Raw genomic sequence first — 19,056 nt, 5'->3', positions numbered from 1 at the left:
GCAAGAAGACATCATGAATAGAGAAAAAAGCCTCGACCCGATTAATAAACGCCAACAGGTTCGCTTTATGCTACCTTTTACATTACCTGCGCCTGGCCGAACAAGGGTTGCCGGTTTAGGTCAGCAGGCCATTAAATTTACGGTGGTGTTAATTTTTTTCATGTTTTCAGGAAATGCGATGGCAAATAAGCAGGAACATCAGAAAATAGCGTTGGTCGGAACCTGGACCCATATTCCAGATGCGCCGGCGGTGCAGAAACCGGCGCATCCCAGTGAAGGGCTCTATCGCCTGGCGGTGAATGGCGACGGCACGTTAACGCCGCTCGATGTGATTAAGATGAAAAGCCCGTCGTGGATCGTAAAATCTCGCGATGGCCGTTTTGCCTATGTCACCAATGAAGAGGACGCGGGAACGGTGACCGCGTTGGCGATAGGCCAAGACGGCGCCGTCCGGGTACTGAATACGGTGAACAGTGCAGGCCGGCAGCCGACGCATGCCACACTCAGCCCGGATGGCCGGTATCTGTTTGTCGCCAACTACTCCGTCACTCAAGGTGGCGCGGGCGTGACGGCATTGCCGATTGGCGCCGACGGCAAGCTGGGTGAGTCCGTGCAGCATTATCCGTTTACATCAGGTTCCGGCGCCGTGCAGGGGCGTCAGGAAGGGGGCCATGCGCACTCCACCACCTTCAGCCGCGATGGCAACTATCTGTATGCGGCGGATCTTGGCGGGGACAAGCTGCACGCCTATCGCTACCGTTCGGATAGCGCGCAGCCGTTGCAGGCGGATGCCTCGCGCGATGTCAGCTTTGCACCCGGCGCCGGTCCACGGCACATGGTGTTCTCGCCGCAAGGCGAATATGCCTATGTCATCACCGAAATGGCGGGCGACATCGAGGCGTTTGCCGTCAACGACCATCGATTGACGCCGCTGGGGAAAGTGAAGCTGAACGGTGGGCAGGACTCGGCGGAATTTAAAAGCGGCGGAGCCATTATCCTTAGCCCGAGCGGAAAATATCTTATTGCCACCAATCGCGGCAGCGATAATCAACTGCTGGTATTAAGCATTGCCAAGAATGGTCTGCCAGGCGCGCCGGCGCGCTATCAAGCCGGCGGCATTGAACCGCGTGCGCTCGCGTTCGATGTCGGAGGCCGCTACCTCTATGCCACGAATGTGTTCACCAATACCGTGACCCTGTTCGATTTCGATGATGAGACGGGCAAGTTGCAGGCCAGGGGGGAGGCGGCGACGATCTCAACGCCGACGGATATCAAGTTTTTTAATTAACGCCAATCATAACGCGCGGGCAAACCGTGTCTGTACAGGGGAAAAGGGCGGATTGCGGGTGCAGATGATGGAGAATGGCTTGATAAGAAAGGATGGTGTCCCCGACTGGAATCGAACCAGTAACTAGCCCTTAGGAGGGGCTTGTTATATCCGTTTAACTACGGGGACGCTGCGGGTCGGCAACCGAAGCTGCCGGGGCATTATACCTTTTTTTACCCGCAGAATAAGCGCTTAGCGGCGCGTTTGCTCAATACCTCGCCAGTTCGCGCCGAAATTTCCTCGGCTAACCGACGGCGATCACGGTTTTTCCCCGCCGTGGCGCCGTTTTTCCTCTTGCACGCGCGCCGCCTTATTTTTGGCGCTCAAATCGTTGCGGATTTGCGCATGGCTTATCAGCGCAAAGATAAAGGTGCCGCCGATGATATTGCCCGCCAGCGTCGGCAAGGCGAACGGATAAACGAATTCTCGCCAGCCAATCGCGCCGTTGAACACCAGATACAGGATCTCTACCGAACCGACCACGATATGGGTCAAATCGCAAATCGCCACCAGATAGGTCATCAGCACGATCACCCAGATTTTCGCCGCGCCGGCGGCCGGGAACATCCATACCATGGTAGCGATGATCCAGCCGGCCAGAATGCCGTTGGCGAACATTTCTCCCGGCGTATGGCGTATCACCTCTTCGCCCAGGCTGATGAAGGCGCCGCGTGTTTCGGTGTCGAACAGCGGCATATGGGTAAACGCCAGCGCCGCCAGCCCGGTGCCGATCAGGTTGCCGAGTAGCACCACGCCCCACAGGCGCAGCAGGATCAGCAGGTTACGCGGCGTGGGTTTATGCATGACTGGCAACACAGCCGTGACGGTGTTTTCGGTAAACAGCTGCTGGCGCGCCATGATGACGATGATAAAACCGAAGGTGTAGCCGAGGTTCTCGATGAAAAAACGGCTGGGATCGTCCGGCAGACGGGCGTGGAAAATGCCTTTCGCCGCCAGCGAGGCGCCCATCGACAGCCCGGCGGCGACTGCCGACCACAGTAACGCCAGCCCGTCGCGCTCCAGCTCTTTTTCGCCCTCCATCCGGATCTGTTCATGTACCGCCGCCGCGCGCGACGGCAGATTCTCTTCCCTGACTTCGATTTCGCGCTTGCCCTGTTCCTGCTCTTCGCTCTCTACCTGCATCGTCTCATCCTGCTCGTGCTCCTGGCGCTGCTGTTCGTTCATGCTGTCGCTCCTGCTCAATAAGGGTGAGTTCACGTCATTAAGCGTAGCTGCCCGGCCTAAATGCGGCGAAATACAGAAAAAGGTAACAAGAGTTAAAATCCGCCGGTTTTTTCCACGCATTCTTGATCCTGCTCGCCATATTGTCCCGTTGGCGCGCCCGCCGCGGGCTGCGTGCGGGGAAAGGCTTATGCTATGATTCGCTATCCCAAAGAAAAATATGAGTTCCCCGATGCTGGAAGCCAAAAGTCTGAGTTGCGTGCGCGATGAGCGCATCCTGTTTAGCGAGCTAAGCTTTTCAGTTCAGCCGGGCGATATCATTCAGGTAGAAGGGCCGAACGGCGCGGGCAAGACCAGCCTGCTGCGCATTCTCGCCGGTCTGGCGCGGCCGGACGGCGGCGAGGTGTACTGGCGCGGGCGCAGCACGTTGCGCGATCGTGCAGCCTACCAGCAAGACTTGTTGTTTATCGGCCATCAGCCCGGCATCAAGGCCGTATTGACGCCCTTCGAAAATCTGCAGTTTTATCAAGCGGTGCGCGGCGCCGCCGATCATCAGGCCATCTGGCGCGCGCTGGAGCAGGTGGGGCTGGTGGGTTATGAAGATCTGCCGGTGGCGCAGCTGTCGGCGGGGCAGCAGCGGCGCGTGGCGCTGGCGCGCCTGTGGCTGAGCGCGGCGCCGCTGTGGATCCTCGATGAGCCGCTAACGGCGATCGACAAACAGGGCGTGGCCGAGTTGATTAGCCTTTTTGAACAACATGCGCAGCGGGGCGGCATGGTATTGTTGACCACGCACCAGGATTTGGCCGGCGTCAGCCAAACGGTGGGCAGAATCCGGTTGGCGGAACACGACGCGGGGAGTTTGTGATGTTTTTGACCCTGCTGCGTCGCGAATTGAAAATCGCCTGCCGTAAAGGTTCGGAGATCGTCAACCCGCTGTGGTTTTTCCTGATCGTCATCACGCTGTTCCCGTTGGGGATTGGCCCTGAGCCGCAGTTGCTGGCGCGCATTGCGCCGGGCATCGTGTGGGTGGCGGCGCTGCTGGCCTCGCTGCTCTCGTTGGAGCGGCTGTTTCGCGACGATTTTCTCGACGGTTCGCTGGAGCAGCTGTTGCTGCTGCCGACGCCGCTGCCGATGACGGTGCTGGGCAAAGTGTGTGCTCACTGGGTGGTGACGGGATTACCGTTGCTGATCCTGTCGCCGCTGGTGGCGCTGCTGCTGTCGCTCGACATGCAGACCTGGCTGGCGGTGGCGGGGACGCTGCTGCTCGGCACGCCGACGCTGAGCCTGATAGGCGCTATCGGCGTGGGGTTGACCGTCGGTCTGCGCAAAGGGGGCGTGCTGCTCAGCCTGCTGGTGCTGCCGCTGTATATCCCGGTGCTGATCTTCGCCACCGGCGCGATCGACGCCGCCTCGATGGGCATGCCGATCGACGGTTATCTGGCGATACTCGGCGCGATGCTGGCGGGCAGCGTGACATTGGCACCGTTTGCCACCGCGGCGGCGCTGCGAGTGAGCGTACACTAGCTAACTGATTGAATGAACATACGGGGCAAGGCCGACAAGAGCGTACCCCGCAGAAGATTTTCGCCGTTTCGATCGCTCGGGGCGGCCGACGCACAAAAATTACCGTGAGCACTGACGACAATGTGGAAATGGTTACATCAACTGGCGCGGCCCGAGCGGCTGTATCACGTCTGCGGCCGCTTCATCCCCTGGCTGGGGCTGGCGGCGGCGGTTTGCCTGCTGTTCGGCTGGGCCTGGGGCTTTGGTTTCGCGCCGAAAGACTATCAACAGGGCGACAGCTTCCGCATCATTTATATTCACGTGCCGGCGGCCATGTGGTCGATGGGCATCTACGCCTCGATGGCGGTGGCGGCGTTTATCGGCCTGGTGTGGCAGATGAAAATGTCCGATACCGTGGTGGCGGCGATGGCGCCGATCGGCGCGGTGTTCACCTTTATTGCGTTAGTGACCGGCTCTGCCTGGGGCAAGCCGATGTGGGGCACCTGGTGGGTGTGGGACGCGCGTCTGACCTCCGAACTGGTGCTGCTGTTTCTCTATATGGGCGTCATCGCGCTGTATAACGCCTTCGAAGACCGCCGCCTGGCGGGCCGCGCCGCCGGCATTCTGGTGCTGGTGGGCGTGGTGAATATTCCGATCATCCATTTCTCCGTTGAATGGTGGAATACGCTGCATCAGGGCTCGACCAATATGCAGCAGTCCATCGCGCCGAGCATGCGCACCCCGCTGCGCTGGGCGATCCTCGGCTACCTGTTGCTGTTCGTCACGCTGACGCTGATGCGCCTGCGCAATCTGATCCTGTTCCAGGAGCGCCAGCGCCCGTGGGTCGCCGGGCTGGTGAATAAGGAGCGTCAGTCATGAACGCCGCGTTCGATTCCTGGTCGGCGTTTTTCGCCATGGGCGGCTACGCCTTCTATGTCTGGCTGGCGGTCGCCGCCACGCTGATTTCGCTGTTGGGGCTGGTGGCGCACACCGTCTGGCAGCGGCGGCAACTGCTCGCCGAGATCGGCCGGCGTCAGGCGCGCGAGCGGCGCATTCGCCATGCGCAACAATCAAAACAAAAATCCGCCGCACCGCGGGAGAAATCATTGTGAATCCACGTCGTAAAAGCCGCCTTTATCTGGCGATCGTTGTGCTGATCGGCATCGCGCTGACCGCGACCCTGATGCTGTACGCGCTGCGCTCCAACATCGATCTGTTCTACACCCCGGGGGAAATCCTGCAGGGCAAGGGCGAAAACCATGAGAAGCCCGAAGTCGGCCAGCGGCTGCGCATCGGCGGCATGGTGATGCCCGGCTCGGTGAAGCGCGATCCCAATACGCTGCAGGTCAGCTTCAAGATTTACGACGCGCGCGGCGCGATCGGCGTGACCTACACCGGCATTCTGCCGGATCTGTTCCGCGAAGGGCAGGGCGTGGTGGCGCAGGGCGTGCTGGGTGAGGGCAACGTGGTCAACGCGCGCGAAGTGTTGGCCAAACACGATGAGAAATACACCCCGCCGGAAGTGGCCGACGCGATGAAAGAGAACCACCAAGGGCCGGCGCAGGCGTATAGCGCGCCGCAGGCGGAGGGTGCCAAGTCATGATGCCGGAACTGGGCAGTTTTCTGCTGTGCCTGGCGCTGGCGATTGCGCTGCTGCTGAGCATTTACCCGCAGTGGGGCGCGGCGCGGCAGGACAGCCGCATGATGGCGGTGGCGCGGCCGCTGACCTACGGCATGTTCGCCGCGATTGCGCTGGCGTTCCTGTGCCTGGTGCACGCCTTCGTGGTCAACGATTTTACCGTCGCCTACGTGGCCACCAACTCCAATACTCAACTGCCGGTGTATTACCGCATCGCCGCCACCTGGGGGGCGCATGAAGGTTCGCTGCTGCTGTGGGTGCTGCTGCTGAGCTGTTGGTCGCTGGCGGTGGCGCTGTGCAGCCGGGCGATGCCGCAGGATGCGGTGGCGCGGGTGCTGTCGGTGATGGGGATGATCACCGCCGGTTTCCTGCTGTTCATCATCATGACCTCCAACCCGTTCACCCGTACGCTGCCGAATTTTCCAATCGACGGCAGCGATCTCAACCCGCTGCTGCAGGATATCGGCCTGATCTTCCACCCGCCGCTGCTGTATATGGGCTATGTCGGCTTCTCGGTCGCCTTTGCGTTCGCTATCGCTTCGCTGATGGCAGGCCGGCTCGATACCGCCTGGGCGCGCTGGTCGCGCCCGTGGACCACCGCCGCCTGGGTGTTCCTCACGCTGGGCATCGTGCTCGGATCGGCCTGGGCCTACTATGAGCTGGGTTGGGGCGGCTGGTGGTTCTGGGATCCGGTGGAAAACGCCTCCTTTATGCCGTGGCTGGCCGGCACCGCGCTGATGCATTCGCTGGCGGTGACCGAAAAACGCGGCACGTTCAAAGCCTGGACGGTGTTGCTGGCGATCACTGCCTTCTCGCTGTGCCTGCTGGGCACCTTCCTGGTGCGCTCCGGCGTGCTGGTCTCGGTGCACTCCTTCGCCTCCGATCCGGCGCGCGGCATGTTTATCCTCGCCTATCTGGTGATCGTGATCGGCGGCTCGCTGCTGTTGTACGCGGTCAAAGGCGGCCAGGTGCGCAGCCGAGTGCAGCACGAAACCTTCTCGCGCGAGACCTTTCTGCTGGGCAACAACGTGCTGCTGATCGCCGCCATGCTGGTGGTGCTGCTGGGCACGTTGCTGCCGCTGGTGCACAAACAGCTGGGGTTGGGCAGCATCTCGATCGGTGAGCCGTTCTTCAACACCATGTTCACCTGGCTGATGGCGCCGTTGGCGCTGCTGTTGGGCATCGGCCCGCTGGTGCGCTGGCGCCGCGATGAGCCGAGCAAGCTGTGGCGCCGCCTCGGCGTGGCGCTGTTGGCGACGCTGGTGCTGTCAATCCTGCTGCCGTGGCTGTTGCAGGACAGCATCGCCGGCATGACGGTGGTGGGCCTGATCATGGCGCTGTGGGTGATCATCCTGACGCTGATGGAGCTGCATGAGCGCGCCACCCATCGTCACGGTTTCTGGCGCGGCCTGCGTCAGCTGTCCCGCAGCCACTGGGGCATGGTGCTCGGCCACCTCGGCGTGGCGGTGACGGTGATCGGCATCGCCTTCAGCCAGAATTACAGCGTGGAGCGCGACGTGCGGATGAAGGCCGGCGACAGCGTGGATATCCACAACTATCACTTCGTGTTCCGCGACGTGCACGACATCCGCGGCCCGAACTACAGCGGCGGCGTCGGCATCATCGACGTCACGCGCAACGGCAAGCCAGAGGCGACGCTGCGCGCAGAGAAACGCTACTACAGCGTGGCGCGCAGCATGATGACCGAGGCGGCGATCGACGGCGGTTTCAGCCGCGATCTGTACGCGGCGCTGGGCGAGGAGCTGGAAGACGGCTCCTGGGCGGTGCGTCTGTATTACAAACCTTTCGTGCGCTGGATCTGGTTCGGCGGCGTCTTTATGGCGATCGGCGGCCTGCTGTGCATTCTCGATCCGCGTTACCGCATGAGTAAAAAGCTCAAACGCGAAGGCAAGCTGGAGGCGCAACCATGAAGCGTAAGCTGCTGTTTATCCCCCTGGTGCTGTTTCTGCTGCTGGTGGCGGCGCTGATGGTGCAGCTGACGCGCAACGCCGGCGGCGAAGATCCGACCATGCTGGAATCGGCGCTGATCGGCAAGCCGGTGCCGACCTTCAGGCTGGAATCGCTGGATCAGCCGGGCAAAACCTACGATCAGGCGGTGCTGCGCGACGGTAAGCCGATATTGCTCAACGTCTGGGCCACCTGGTGCCCGACCTGCCGTGCGGAGCACCAGTACCTCAATACGCTGGCGGCGCGCGGTGTGCGGGTGGTCGGCTTGAATTACAAAGACGATCGCGCCAAGGCGGTGACCTGGCTCAATTCTCTCGGCAATCCCTATGCCCTCAGCCTGTATGACGGCGACGGCATGCTGGGCTTGGATCTCGGGGTGTACGGCGCGCCTGAGACCTTCCTTATCGACGGCCAGGGGATTATTCGCTATCGCCACGCCGGCGACATGAACGAGCGCGTCTGGCAGCAGGAAGTGTTGCCGCTGTATAAAAAATACGGGGGTGAAGCATGAGGCTGATTGTCCTGCTGTGCGCCGCGTTGCTGAGCTGGAGCGCCGCTGCGGCGATCGATACCTATCGCTTTAACTCCGTCGAGCAGGAGCAGCAGTATCGTGAATTGACCGAACAGCTGCGCTGCCCGAAATGCCAAAACAACAGCATTGCCGATTCCAACGCCATCATCGCCGCCGACATGCGCACCAAGGTGTATGAGCTGATGATGCAGGGGCAAAGCAAGCAGCAGATCATCGATTACATGGTGGCGCGTTACGGCAACTTCGTCACCTACGAACCGCCGGTAACGCCGGCGACGCTGATCTTGTGGATCGGCCCGCTGCTGTTTGTGTTGATCGGCGGGGCGGTGGTGATCCTGCGCACCCGTCGCCGGCCCGGTGCAGCGGCAGACGATGAATTCTCCGAACGGGAACGGCAGCGCCTGGCGGCGTTGTTGCAAGAGACTGACAGGAAGAAACCCTAATGGCTTTTTGGCTGATTATTTGCGTGTTGCTGGCCGGCGCCGCCGCGCTGCTGGTGGTGCCGGCGATGCACCGCGGCAAGCAGAGCGCCGCCACGCGCGATGCGTTGAACAAGGCGTTTTATCAGGATCGCCTCAGCGAACTGGAGCAGGATGAGCAGCAGGGCGTAGTGGCCGAGCGCCCGGAGCTGGTGAAAGAGCTGCAGCAGAACCTGTTGTACGACATTCCCGCCGAGCAGCAAGCGCTGCAGGCGAAGCCGATCAACCGCTGGGCGCTGGTGCCGGGCGTGCTGTTATTGTTGGTGGTGACGGTTGGCTTTTATCTGAAAACCGGCGGGCTGGCGCAGGTGTTGGATTGGCATCTGGTGCAGGCGCAAATGCCGGAATTGCGCGAGCGCGTCGCCAATGAGCGCGCCAAACCGCTGAGCATGGAAGAGATCGCCCGTCTTGGGCTAGGGCTGCGCACCGAGCTGCAGCAGGACGATCGCAACATCAACGACTGGATGATGCTGGGGCGCGTCGGCATGGCGCTGAACAACGCCACCACCGCCACGCAGGCGTTTGCCCATGCTTATCAATTGGATCCGAATAGTCTGGAAGTGCGGCTCGGCTATGCCGAGGTCTTGACTCGCTCCAACGATCCGGAGGATAACAAGCAGGCGACGCAGCTGTTGCGGCGCATGATCGCGGAAAATCACAGCGATCCGCGGGTGCTGAGCCTGCTGGCGTTCAATGCCTTCGAACAGGGCGATTTCAAGCAGGCGATCGGCGCCTGGCAGGTGATGTTGCAGCTTCTGCCGGCCAACGATCCGCGCGCGGAAGTGATAAAGCGCAGCATTGCACAAGCAAAAGCCCAGGCAGGCGGAGAAACTGTTAAACTGAATGTGACCGTTTCGCTGTCACCGCAGGCGGCGAAAGCCATGTCGCCGCAGGGCACGCTGGTCATCTCGGTTACCGACGGCGTCAGCCCGGTGCCGGTGGCGGTAAAACAATTGCCGCTGAGCCGTTTTCCGCTGTCTTTCTCTCTGGATGACAGCAACGCCATGATGCCCGAGCGTCTACTCTCGGCGCAGCATCAGGTGCAGGTGCGTGTGCGCCTCTCACAGGACGGATTGGCCACGTCGCAGCCGGGAGACTGGTTCGGCGAAAGCTCGCTGCAGACATTCAGCGGTAAAGAGCAGGTTAGCGTTCAGATAAACAAGCAGGTCCCTGAAAAATAAGACCGAACGTGTTTTTATGGAGAAAAATATGAATTTTCGCCTGACTGGGGTGGCATTCGCAACGGTATTACTGGTGGGCTGTGCCAGCGCGCCAGACAACGAGCCGCAAGGGCGTTCCGATCCGCTGGAAGGATTTAACCGGACGATGTTCGACTTCAACTACAACGTCCTGGATCCTTATATCCTGCGCCCGGTCGCGGTGGCGTGGCGCGACTATGTGCCGATGCCGGCGCGTAACGGCATCAGCAACTTCACCTCCAACCTGGAAGAACCGGCCAGCATGGTCAACGCCTTCCTGAAGGGCGATCCTTACCGTGGGATGATCCACTTCAACCGTTTCTTCCTGAATACCCTGCTTGGCATGGGCGGCCTGATCGACGTGGCCGGCATGGCCAACCCGAAACTGGCGCGCGAAGAGCCGAACCGTTTCGGCAGCACCTTGGGCCATTACGATGTGGGTTACGGTCCGTATGTGATGTTGCCTGGCTACGGCAGCTTCACGCTGCGTGAAGACGGCGGTGATTTTGCGGATACGCTGTATCCGATGCTGAGCTACCTGACCTTCTGGATGTCGGCGGGCAAATGGGTGGTCGAGGGTATCGAAACTCGCGCCCAACTGCTGGATTCCGACGGCCTGCTGCGCAACTCCTCCGATCCTTATGTCATGGTGCGCGAGGCTTACTTCCAGCGCCACGATTTCATCGCCAACGGCGGTTCGCTCAAGCCGGAAGAGAACCCGAACGCCAAGGCGATTCAGGGCGAGTTGGACGAGATCGACTCGCAGTAATCTCTGGCCTTATGCCAAAGAAAACCCGCCATCAGGCGGGTTTTTTTATGCCACGAGCGGCAGGCAAAGAAAAAGCGCCCCGTGGGGCGCTTTGGCATCTTTCTCAAGCGAGATTAGAAGCGGTAGTTGAAGTTGGCGCCGTACAGCCAGGCCTTGCCCACAGAGTTGAAGGTGTAAGGGCCTTCGTTGATGGTGACTTTCTGGCCGTGCATGTAGGACACGCCGACGTCAACCGAAGCGTCTTTGTTGAACGCATAAGAGGTACCTGCACTGACCCAGAAGCGGTCCTGATCCGGAATGGAGATGGAACGGTTCTGTGCCGGCACCGGGCTGTCATCGAAGGCAACGCCGCCGCGGAAGGTCCAGTTGTCGTCGTAGAAGTAAGTGGTACCCAGCGCGATGCGGTAAGCGTCGCGGAAGCCTTCATGCTTCTGGAACAGCGTTTGACCGTTGCTGCCGGTGGCTCTCAGCTCCTGGAACTGACTCCAGCTGGTGTAGGCCAGGCTGTAGTGGATGGCCCACTGCGGTGCCACTTTGTTGTAACCGGACAGTTCCCACATTTCCGGCAGGTTCAGATCCAGAGAACCTGGGATGGTGCTGCCGCTGGTGCCCCACGGTAAGCCCACGCCCAGCGCCTGGGTAATTGGGTTGTACTGTGCCGGCAGGCTGCTCTTGTAGTCACCGTCGAACTTGATTTTCACTTCAGAGCGATAGGTGAAGCCGTAACGGTTGTTTTCATCCACTTCGTACAGCAGGCCGGCGTTCCAGCCGAAGCCCCATTTATCGCCTTTCAGGTGAGAAATCTGGGTGTCGCCAGGGATTTGAGCAATCATCCCGGCTTGCTGAGGCGTTAATTTACCGGTTTGCAGGCCTTGACCGGCAAGCAGCTTCGGCAATTCACCAGCGTAGCGTTCCAGTTTGGCTCTGGCGTAGACGGCATCAAAGCCCAGGCCGAAGCTGAAATGTTGATCCAGGCGGTAAGCGCCGCTCAGGTTCAGGTTCAGGGTTTCCAGATCGGTTTTACCGCCGTAAGCGCCCGCGGTGTAGCCGTCGTTGAATTCGGTCGCCAGGCCGTAGTTGCTGGTGACAGAGCCGCCTACGGCGAACTGATCGTTAATCGGGTGAACGTAATGCAGGTTCGGCACCCAGGCGGTTGGCGCGATGTTTTTCGCATCCAGGCTGGCGCCGGAAGGAGATTTGCCGGTGATGTCTACGTCTGGATCGATGAAGACCGCGCCGATGGAGAGTTCCGGGCGGGTATACATCATCAACAATGCCGGGTTGCGGCTCGCGGAGGCCGCCGTATCCGCCATGGCGCCTTCGCCAGAATACGAACGTCCTAAACCAGCTGCTGAGAACTCGTTCAGCTGGAATCCTGCGGCAGACACGTTTGAAGAAATAATTGCCACTGCAGCTGCGAGAGCTGATTTAGTCAATAGGTTTTTCTGGCTCATGACCAAAACCTCATTATGTGTTTATTATTTAAACTATTGTTACACGAAGTAACAAGGAGCGCGGGATTGTAGGGTCCGTTATCGTTCAGACAAATCAGACCAGTGGCTGAAGTATAGGTCTGACCTGTGAAGATGTTGCAAGTTTGTTTTTGAAATATTTCTAACCTGATATCAAAAAAGAGATCCGCTTAACAAAAAGCCAGCGGTAAATAACAAAATTCTTACTATTCCTTAGCAGACGCTCATTTTTATTTGTGATTTCCATCACTTAAAACACCCAGTAAAAGTAAGTGCTAGTGATTGCCTGCGCGGAGGAGTAAAATACCCGCAGAATTTTGTGGCTTTGTGCCGGTGAGTAAAACGGCAATTTGGGCTGATAACAGAGGCCCTTGAGGAGAACCAATCATGTCAGATGCAATTAATAAATGCAGCGCCCAGGAAACCGCAGCCTGCTGCTGTGTGGATGTCGGCACCGTGATGGATAATACCGATTGCACCGCATCCTACAGCCAAGTGTTCAGCAATCAACAAGATGCGGAGGCGATGTTGGCGGCCCTGAGCGAAAAGGCGCGCGCGGTCGAATCCGACCCTTGTGACATCAGCAGTAGCATTAAACCGGTTGACGGCGGCGTGCAGTTGGAGGCCGATTTCACCTTCGCCTGCCAGGCGGAAACCCTGATCTTCCAGCTCGGTCTGCGTTAATCCCGCTTTACCCCCGGCGCCGCCTGTTGCGCGCCGGGGATTTCCTTTCCCGTATCCCCTCCTGTAGAAAGTGCGCCTGCTCGCAGTTTTGATCTCTGCCGGTTTGCCAAATGTAACCGTTTGGTTAACAATGACCTCATCAGGTCAGACCTCTTTCTGCCCATTGCGCTGACGTTATTTTCTTCAGGAGCATTTATGAGTAAGGCACTGCCGTTGGTGACCCGTCATGGTGACCGCATTGCGATTGTGAATGGACTGCGTACCCCTTTTGCCAAACAGGCGACCGCCTATCACGGCATTCCGGCGGTGGATTTAGGGAAAACGGCGGTGAGTGAGCTGTTGGCGCGCAGCGGTATCGATCCGCAGCTTATCGAGCAACTGGTGTTCGGCCAGGTGGTACAAATGCCCGAGGCGCCGAACATCGCGCGTGAAATCGTGCTCGGCACCGGCATGAGCGTCCACACCGACGCCTACAGCGTGTCGCGCGCCTGCGCCACCAGTTTCCAGGCGATCGCCAACGTGGCGGAGAGCATCATGGCCGGCAGCATCAGCGTCGGCATCGCCGGCGGGGCCGACTCTTCTTCCGTCTTGCCGATCGGCGTCAGCAAAGCGCTGGCGCGCACGTTGGTGGACGTCAACAAGGCGCGCACGCTGTCGCAGCGCCTCAAGCTGTTCAGCCGGCTTAAATTCCGCGATCTGATGCCGGTGCCGCCAGCGGTGGCGGAGTATTCCACTGGCCTGCGCATGGGCGATACCGCCGAACAGATGGCGAAAAGCCACGGCATCACCCGTGAAGCGCAGGATGCGCTGGCGCACCGTTCCCACGAGCTGGCGGCCAAGGCCTGGCGAGAGGGCTGGCTGCGCGACGAGGTGATGACCGCCTACGTGCCGCCTTACCGCGCGCAGCTTTCTGAAGACAACAACATCCGCAAAGACTCCAGCCTGGCTTCCTACGCCAAGCTGAAGCCGGCGTTCGATCGCAAGCATGGCAGCGTCACCGCGGCCAACAGTACGCCGCTGACCGACGGCGCGGCGGCGGTATTGATGATGAGCGAATCGCGCGCCAAAGAGCTGGGGCTGCAGCCGCTGGGCTATTTGCGCAGTTTCGCCTTCGCCGCCATCGACGTGTGGGAAGACATGCTGCTGGGGCCCTCCTACGCCACGCCGCTGGCGCTGGATCGCGCCGGCATCGGTCTGGCGGATCTGACGCTCATCGACATGCATGAAGCCTTCGCCGCGCAAACGCTGGCTAACCTGAAGATGTTCGCCAGCGAAGCGTTCGCTCGCGAGAAGCTTGGCCGCAGCCAGGCGATCGGTGAGGTGGACATGGACAAATTCAACGTGTTGGGCGGTTCTATCGCCTATGGCCACCCGTTCGCCGCCACCGGCGCACGGATGATCACCCAGACGCTGCATGAGCTGAAACGCCGTGGCGGCGGGCTGGGCCTGACCACCGCCTGCGCCGCCGGCGGGTTAGGGGCCGCGATGATCGTGGAGGTGGAATAATGAGCTTCGAGAACGCATTGCACGAACAGCGCGCCACGCCGTCGGCTTTTCAGCTGACGATTCGCCCCGACAACATCGGCGTGATCACCATCGACGTGCCGGGTGACAAGGTCAATACGCTCAAGGCCGAGTTCGTCGAACAGGTCAACGACGTGCTGATCCGGGCGCAGCAGCATACCGCGCTGGAAGGGCTGGTGATCGTTTCCGGCAAGCCGGACTCGTTTATCGCCGGCGCCGACATCACTATGATCGCCGCCTGCGCCAGCGCCAAAGAGGCGGAGACGCTGGCCAAAAAAGGGCAGAGCACGCTGGCGCAGATCGCCGCTTTTCCAGTGCCGGTGGTGGCGGCCATTCACGGCGCCTGCCTGGGCGGCGGCCTGGAGCTGGCGCTGGCCTGCCACGGCCGCGTCTGTTCGCTGGATGACAAAACCGCGCTCGGTCTGCCGGAAGTGCAGCTGGGTCTGCTGCCGGGCTCCGGCGGCACTCAACGTCTGCCGCGTCTGATCGGCGCCGCCAAGGCGCTGGATATGATCCTGACCGGCAAGCACATTCGCGCCCGCCAGGCGCTGCGCATGGGGCTGGTGGACGACGCCGTGCCGCCGTCGATTTTGTTGCAGACCGCTATCGAGCGGGTGAAGCAGGGCTGGAAGCATCAGCGCGAGCTGCCGTGGCAGGATCGCCTGCTCAACGGCCCGCTGGGCAGAAACCTGCTGTTCAGCATAGTGCGCAAGAAAACGTTGGCGAAAACGCATGGCAACTACCCGGCGGCGGAGCGCATCATTCAGGTGGTGCGCACCGGGCTGGATCACGGCAGCGCCAGCGGCTATGAGGCCGAAGCGCGCGCCTTCGGCGAATTGGCTATGACGCCGCAGTCGGCGGCGCTGCGCAGCCTGTTCTTCGCTTCCACCGCGCTGAAAAAAGAACGGGGCGGCAATGCCAGGCCGCACACCCTGCATCGCGTCGGCATTCTCGGCGGCGGCCTGATGGGCGGCGGCATCGCCTGCGTTACCGCCACGCGCGGCGGGTTGCCGGTGCGCATCAAAGACATCAATGAAACCGGCATCAATCACGCGCTGAAATACAGCTGGGATGTGCTCGGCAAGCGGGTGCGCAGCAAGCGCATGCGTCCGGCGGAGCGGCAAAAGCAGATGATGCTGATCTCCGGCTCTACCGATTACACCGGCTTTGAGCAGGCGGATATCGTGGTCGAGGCGGTGTTTGAGGATCTGGCGCTGAAGCAGCAGATGGTGGCCGAAGTCGAAGCGCACTGTGCGCCGCATACCGTATTCGCCTCCAATACCTCCTCGCTGCCTATCGGCCTCATCGCCGAGAAAGCCCAGCGGCCGCAGCAGGTGATCGGTCTGCACTACTTCAGCCCGGTGGACAAAATGCCGCTGGTGGAAGTGATCCCGCATGCAGGTACCAGTGAAGAGACCATCGCCACCACCGTGGCGTTGGCGCACAAGCAGGGCAAGACCGCCATCGTGGTGGGCGACAGCGCCGGTTTTTATGTCAACCGCATCCTGGCGCCGTACATCAACGAAGCGGCGCGCTGCCTGCTGGAAGGCGAGCCGATGGAATCGCTGGACAAGGCGCTGGTGGATTTCGGTTTCCCGGTCGGCCCGATCACGTTGTTGGACGAAGTGGGCATCGACGTCGGCACCAAAATCATTCCGGTACTGGTCGAGGCGCTGGGACCGCGTTTCGCCGCACCGGCCGCGTTCGATGCGGTGCTGAAAGACGGGCGCAAAGGGCGCAAGAACGGCCGCGGCTTCTATCTCTACCCGAGCGAGGGGCAGCAGCGGCAGCGGCGTAAACGTGCGGATACCTCTTTGTATTCGCTGCTCGGCGTCACGCCGAAGGCGCATATGCTGCCGGCGACCATCGCCCAGCGCTGCGTGATGATGATGCTGAATGAAGCGGCGCGCTGCCTGGAGGAAGGCGTGATCCGCAGCGCGCGCGATGGCGACATCGGTGCGGTGTTCGGCATCGGCTTCCCGCCGTTCCTCGGCGGCCCATTCCGCTATATGGACGAGCTCGGCGCCGAGAAGGTGGTGAAGACGCTGGAATACCTGCGCCAGCAGCACGGCGAGCACTTTACTCCGTGTGAACGCCTGCAGCGCATGGCGCAACAGGGCGAGCGTTTTTACCCGTTGGGGAGCTGAACGCAGGGCGGCCCGATTTGCACTATAGTTGCAACAGGGCCGCATTGTGATCGCCATCACTCCTTGCAACAGCGTCAGCCGGTGAGGCTGTACAGCATGGCTGCGGCAGCGGTAAGTTAGCTTGACCGCCATCAATAAATTTCATGGCGGCGAGGTTAAAATTTAACCTGTTGAATTGATTGTTCTGTGAGCAATCAGGGTTTGCCAGGGGAGGGTTGCTGTAAAAAACAGCATTTTCTTTAGGCAAACTTTCAGGCAAAATGCCCGGCCGCCATAAAGAGACGGCGCGTTATCGTTTTAAAGCTTTGGCTTTGGGGTTGTAAAACTCGGCGGTACAGCACGCACGGCGTTTCTGTATAGCGTTACTTTGTCAACAACAGCGGTGCAATATGCAAGTTTTGATTATGCGTCACGGAGAGGCGGCGCTCGAGGCAGCCAGCGATGCGGTAAGGCCCCTTACCCTGTGCGGCCGCGACGAGTCCCGTCAGATGGCGGCCTGGTTGAACACCAAGTCTGTGGATATTGAACGCGTGCTGGTCAGCCCTTATCTGCGGGCCGAACAGACGCTGGCGACGGTGCGTGAAGCCTTGACGCTGCCGGAGGGCGAAGAAGTGCTGCCCGAGCTGACCCCGGGCGGCAACGCCGAACAGGTCGGCAGCTATCTGCAGGCGCTGGCGATGCAAGGGGTGAACTCGGTGCTTATCGTGTCGCACCTGCCGCTGGTGGGGTATCTGGTGGCCGAACTGTGCCCGGGCGAGTGCCCGCCGATGTTCGCGACCTCGGCGATCGCCAATGTCGATCTGCCGGCGGACGGCAGCTACGGCAAGTTTGAATGGCAAGTCAGCCCGTCGCAGGTAATGGCCAAGGTCTGAGCCGCGCGGTGCGAAAATAAACTCAGGGCGATGTCTGACATCGCCCTGAGTCGTTTCTGTGCAGCGCTATTCCGCCAGCTCCACCAGCAGCAGGATGGCGGCATTGCCGCCCCATTCCTTCGGCGCCTGGTGGAACGCCAGCACGTCGGGGTGCTGCGCCAGCCACAGCGGCGTTTGCTGTTTGAGGATGTGTTTGCCGTGCCCGTGCATCACACAGGCGCAGTGCACGTGCTCGCGCTTGCAGGCGGCGATCAGCGCCCCCAGTTCCTGCTTGGCCTGCAGCTGGGTCAGGCCGTGCAAATCCAAAAACAGCTCCGGCGAATAATCGCCGCGTCGCAGCTTCTTCAGCTCATACGGGCTGCTGCCGGGGCGCACGTAGCGCGTCGGGCCTTCCTCTTCCAGCTGCGGCTGGTATTCATCTGAAAAATAATAGCTGGCATCGACCTGCTCCTGCAGCAGCCGCTGCGGCGCAATCTGTTTGATCTTGGGCTTCGGCGGGCGGTGGACGATGGTGTCCTGGCGCAGTTTTTTTGCGCCCGCCACCGACTCTCTGAAGAGCTGTTGTTCGTCTTTGTTCAGAGGGGGCTTGTTCTTCATGCTTCATTCACCGGAAATCGTTTATTTCGCTAGTTTACCTTGTGAATGAGCGCTGTCGACGCAAAACTCGGGCCAGAGTGAAAAGCGCGAGGGGCGAGCGTGATTTGTCGCGGGCTTCATGGCAAACTATGCGGCTAAATCATGAAACACAGCGCCTGCCGGAGGGCAAATTGGACAAAATTTTCGTCGACGAAGCAGTGAACGAACTGCACACCATTCAAGATATGCTGCGCTGGACGGTAAGCCGCTTCAACGCCGCCAATATCTATTATGGTCACGGAACCGACAATCCGTGGGACGAAGCGGTGCAATTGGTGCTGCCAAGCCTGTTCCTGCCGTTGGACATTCCGGAGGACATGCACACCGCTCGTCTGACCTCCAGCGAGCGCCATCGCATCGTTGAGCGCGTGATCCGCCGCGTCAACGAGCGCATTCCGGTCGCCTATCTGACCAACAAGGCCTGGTTCTGCGGCATGGAATTTTACGTCGACGAGCGCGTGCTGGTGCCGCGTTCGCCGATCGGTGAGTTGATCAACGATCGTTTCAGCGCGCTGATCCCGCATCCGCCGCGCCATATTCTCGACATGTGTACCGGCAGCGGCTGCATCGCCATCGCCTGCGGCTACGCTTTCCCGGAAGCGGAAGTGGACGCGGTGGACATCTCCAGCGAGGTGCTGGCGGTGACCGAGCGCAATATTCAGGCGCACGGCGTCGAGCACCAGGTGATCCCGATCCGTTCCGATCTGTTCCGCGACGTTCCCGCGATCCAGTACGATCTGATCGTCACCAACCCGCCGTACGTCGATGCGGAAGACATGTCCGATCTGCCGCAGGAGTTCCGCTTCGAGCCGGAACTGGGCCTGGCTGCAGGCAGCGACGGCCTGAAGCTGGTGCGCCGCATTCTGGCCTGCGCGCCGGACTACCTGACCGACGACGGCGTGCTGATTTGTGAAGTGGGCAACAGCATGGTACATCTGATGGAACAATATCCGGACATTCCGTTCACCTGGCTGGAGTTCGAAAACGGCGGCGACGGCGTGTTCATGCTGACCAAACAGCAGCTGGTGGATTGCAAGGATCACTTCAGCCTCTATCGCAGCTAAGCCGCATTTCCAGGCCCGCACGGCGGGCCTCATAACGATAAAAGACTAACGGTAAGGAG

Annotated in this window: 19 protein-coding genes and 1 tRNA gene; 16 read left to right on the top strand and 4 right to left on the bottom strand. The window is 60.5% G+C overall.

Annotation, left to right across the window (positions count from 1 at the left end):
• The first annotated feature begins 13 nt into the window (after positions 1 to 13).
• A complete protein-coding gene (locus AAIE04_RS20955) occupies positions 14 to 1,288 on the top strand; it encodes a lactonase family protein (RefSeq protein WP_498577636.1) in 1,275 nt (424 codons plus the stop codon).
• Between the two features lie 93 nt (positions 1,289 to 1,381).
• Here the strand turns inward: AAIE04_RS20955 and AAIE04_RS20950 are convergent.
• Together AAIE04_RS20950 and AAIE04_RS20945 are read right to left on the bottom strand one after the other, a co-directional pair.
• Positions 1,382 to 1,456: transfer RNA gene (locus AAIE04_RS20950), tRNA-Arg, on the bottom strand.
• Between the two features lie 129 nt (positions 1,457 to 1,585).
• Entirely contained in the window at positions 1,586 to 2,512 is a 927-nt protein-coding gene (locus AAIE04_RS20945) for a formate/nitrite transporter family protein (RefSeq protein ID WP_498577635.1), read from the bottom strand.
• A 229-nt stretch (positions 2,513 to 2,741) separates the two neighbouring features.
• Between AAIE04_RS20945 and ccmA the strand changes: the two genes are divergently transcribed.
• The 10 genes from ccmA (at position 2,742) to mlaA (ending at position 10,598) form a co-directional block, all read left to right on the top strand.
• Positions 2,742 to 3,374, top strand: coding sequence for a cytochrome c biogenesis heme-transporting ATPase CcmA (gene ccmA, locus AAIE04_RS20940; protein ID WP_074055777.1), 633 nt, complete (start codon positions 2,742 to 2,744; stop codon positions 3,372 to 3,374).
• The gene (gene ccmB, locus AAIE04_RS20935; protein WP_019453790.1) at positions 3,374 to 4,033 is read left to right on the top strand and encodes a heme exporter protein CcmB; all 660 of its coding nucleotides are present in this window, start codon (positions 3,374 to 3,376) and stop codon (positions 4,031 to 4,033) included. The genes ccmA and ccmB overlap by 1 nt, the downstream gene beginning before the upstream one ends.
• Before the next feature lie 120 nt (positions 4,034 to 4,153).
• Positions 4,154 to 4,891, top strand: coding sequence for a heme ABC transporter permease (locus AAIE04_RS20930; RefSeq protein ID WP_063919801.1), 738 nt, complete (start codon positions 4,154 to 4,156; stop codon positions 4,889 to 4,891).
• On the top strand, positions 4,888 to 5,124 hold the full coding sequence (gene ccmD / locus AAIE04_RS20925) for a heme exporter protein CcmD (protein WP_004936267.1): 237 nt from the start codon (positions 4,888 to 4,890) through the stop codon (positions 5,122 to 5,124). Before AAIE04_RS20930 ends, ccmD begins: the two co-directional genes overlap by 4 nt.
• Positions 5,121 to 5,615: a cytochrome c maturation protein CcmE gene (ccmE, locus tag AAIE04_RS20920; protein WP_019453788.1), complete on the top strand. Its 495-nt coding sequence runs from the start codon at positions 5,121 to 5,123 to the stop codon at positions 5,613 to 5,615. The genes ccmD and ccmE overlap by 4 nt, the downstream gene beginning before the upstream one ends.
• Positions 5,612 to 7,582, top strand: a complete 1,971-nt coding sequence (locus AAIE04_RS20915; protein WP_154746581.1) for a heme lyase CcmF/NrfE family subunit — start codon at positions 5,612 to 5,614, stop codon at positions 7,580 to 7,582. The genes ccmE and AAIE04_RS20915 overlap by 4 nt, the downstream gene beginning before the upstream one ends.
• Positions 7,579 to 8,130: a DsbE family thiol:disulfide interchange protein gene (locus tag AAIE04_RS20910; RefSeq protein ID WP_015378623.1), complete on the top strand. Its 552-nt coding sequence runs from the start codon at positions 7,579 to 7,581 to the stop codon at positions 8,128 to 8,130. Before AAIE04_RS20915 ends, AAIE04_RS20910 begins: the two co-directional genes overlap by 4 nt.
• Positions 8,127 to 8,594: a cytochrome c-type biogenesis protein gene (locus AAIE04_RS20905; RefSeq protein ID WP_019453785.1), complete on the top strand. Its 468-nt coding sequence runs from the start codon at positions 8,127 to 8,129 to the stop codon at positions 8,592 to 8,594. Before AAIE04_RS20910 ends, AAIE04_RS20905 begins: the two co-directional genes overlap by 4 nt.
• Complete coding sequence (ccmI, locus tag AAIE04_RS20900; RefSeq protein ID WP_498577634.1) at positions 8,594 to 9,811, top strand: c-type cytochrome biogenesis protein CcmI; 1,218 nt, start codon at positions 8,594 to 8,596, stop codon at positions 9,809 to 9,811. Before AAIE04_RS20905 ends, ccmI begins: the two co-directional genes overlap by 1 nt.
• Before the next feature lie 28 nt (positions 9,812 to 9,839).
• On the top strand, positions 9,840 to 10,598 hold the full coding sequence (mlaA, locus tag AAIE04_RS20895) for a phospholipid-binding lipoprotein MlaA (RefSeq protein WP_019453783.1): 759 nt from the start codon (positions 9,840 to 9,842) through the stop codon (positions 10,596 to 10,598).
• A gap of 113 nt (positions 10,599 to 10,711) precedes the next feature.
• Here mlaA and fadL read toward each other — a convergent pair whose 3' ends face one another.
• Positions 10,712 to 12,052, bottom strand: coding sequence for a long-chain fatty acid transporter FadL (gene fadL, locus AAIE04_RS20890; protein WP_025160155.1), 1,341 nt, complete (start codon positions 12,050 to 12,052; stop codon positions 10,712 to 10,714).
• Between the two features lie 405 nt (positions 12,053 to 12,457).
• On the opposite strand from fadL, the gene AAIE04_RS20885 reads away from it, so the two are divergent.
• The 4 genes from AAIE04_RS20885 (at position 12,458) to sixA (ending at position 17,297) form a co-directional block, all read left to right on the top strand.
• The gene (locus AAIE04_RS20885; RefSeq protein ID WP_072145088.1) at positions 12,458 to 12,754 is read left to right on the top strand and encodes a YfcZ/YiiS family protein; all 297 of its coding nucleotides are present in this window, start codon (positions 12,458 to 12,460) and stop codon (positions 12,752 to 12,754) included.
• 195 nt (positions 12,755 to 12,949) lie between these two features.
• Positions 12,950 to 14,260, top strand: a complete 1,311-nt coding sequence (gene fadI, locus AAIE04_RS20880) for an acetyl-CoA C-acyltransferase FadI (RefSeq protein WP_019453780.1) — start codon at positions 12,950 to 12,952, stop codon at positions 14,258 to 14,260.
• Positions 14,260 to 16,425 (top strand): fatty acid oxidation complex subunit alpha FadJ, encoded by a 2,166-nt coding sequence (fadJ, locus tag AAIE04_RS20875; RefSeq protein WP_019453779.1) that lies wholly within the window; start codon positions 14,260 to 14,262, stop codon positions 16,423 to 16,425. Before fadI ends, fadJ begins: the two co-directional genes overlap by 1 nt.
• 389 nt (positions 16,426 to 16,814) lie before the next feature.
• Positions 16,815 to 17,297 carry a phosphohistidine phosphatase SixA gene (gene sixA, locus AAIE04_RS20870; RefSeq protein ID WP_033639751.1) on the top strand — a complete coding sequence of 161 codons (483 nt, stop codon included), beginning with the start codon at positions 16,815 to 16,817 and terminating at the stop codon, positions 17,295 to 17,297.
• A 66-nt stretch (positions 17,298 to 17,363) separates the two neighbouring features.
• Here sixA and smrB read toward each other — a convergent pair whose 3' ends face one another.
• Positions 17,364 to 17,894 carry an endonuclease SmrB gene (gene smrB / locus AAIE04_RS20865; RefSeq protein WP_498577633.1) on the bottom strand — a complete coding sequence of 177 codons (531 nt, stop codon included), beginning with the start codon at positions 17,892 to 17,894 and terminating at the stop codon, positions 17,364 to 17,366.
• A 170-nt stretch (positions 17,895 to 18,064) separates the two neighbouring features.
• Between smrB and prmB the strand changes: the two genes are divergently transcribed.
• A complete protein-coding gene (prmB, locus tag AAIE04_RS20860) occupies positions 18,065 to 18,997 on the top strand; it encodes a 50S ribosomal protein L3 N(5)-glutamine methyltransferase (RefSeq protein ID WP_025160157.1) in 933 nt (310 codons plus the stop codon).
• The last annotated feature ends 59 nt before the right edge of the window (positions 18,998 to 19,056 follow it).

It is taken from the genome of Serratia sp. Ae19-1, from assembly GCF_059801225.1.
The sequence above is the reverse complement of the archived record's forward strand: the minus strand, read 5'-3'. Positions and strand labels throughout refer to the sequence as shown.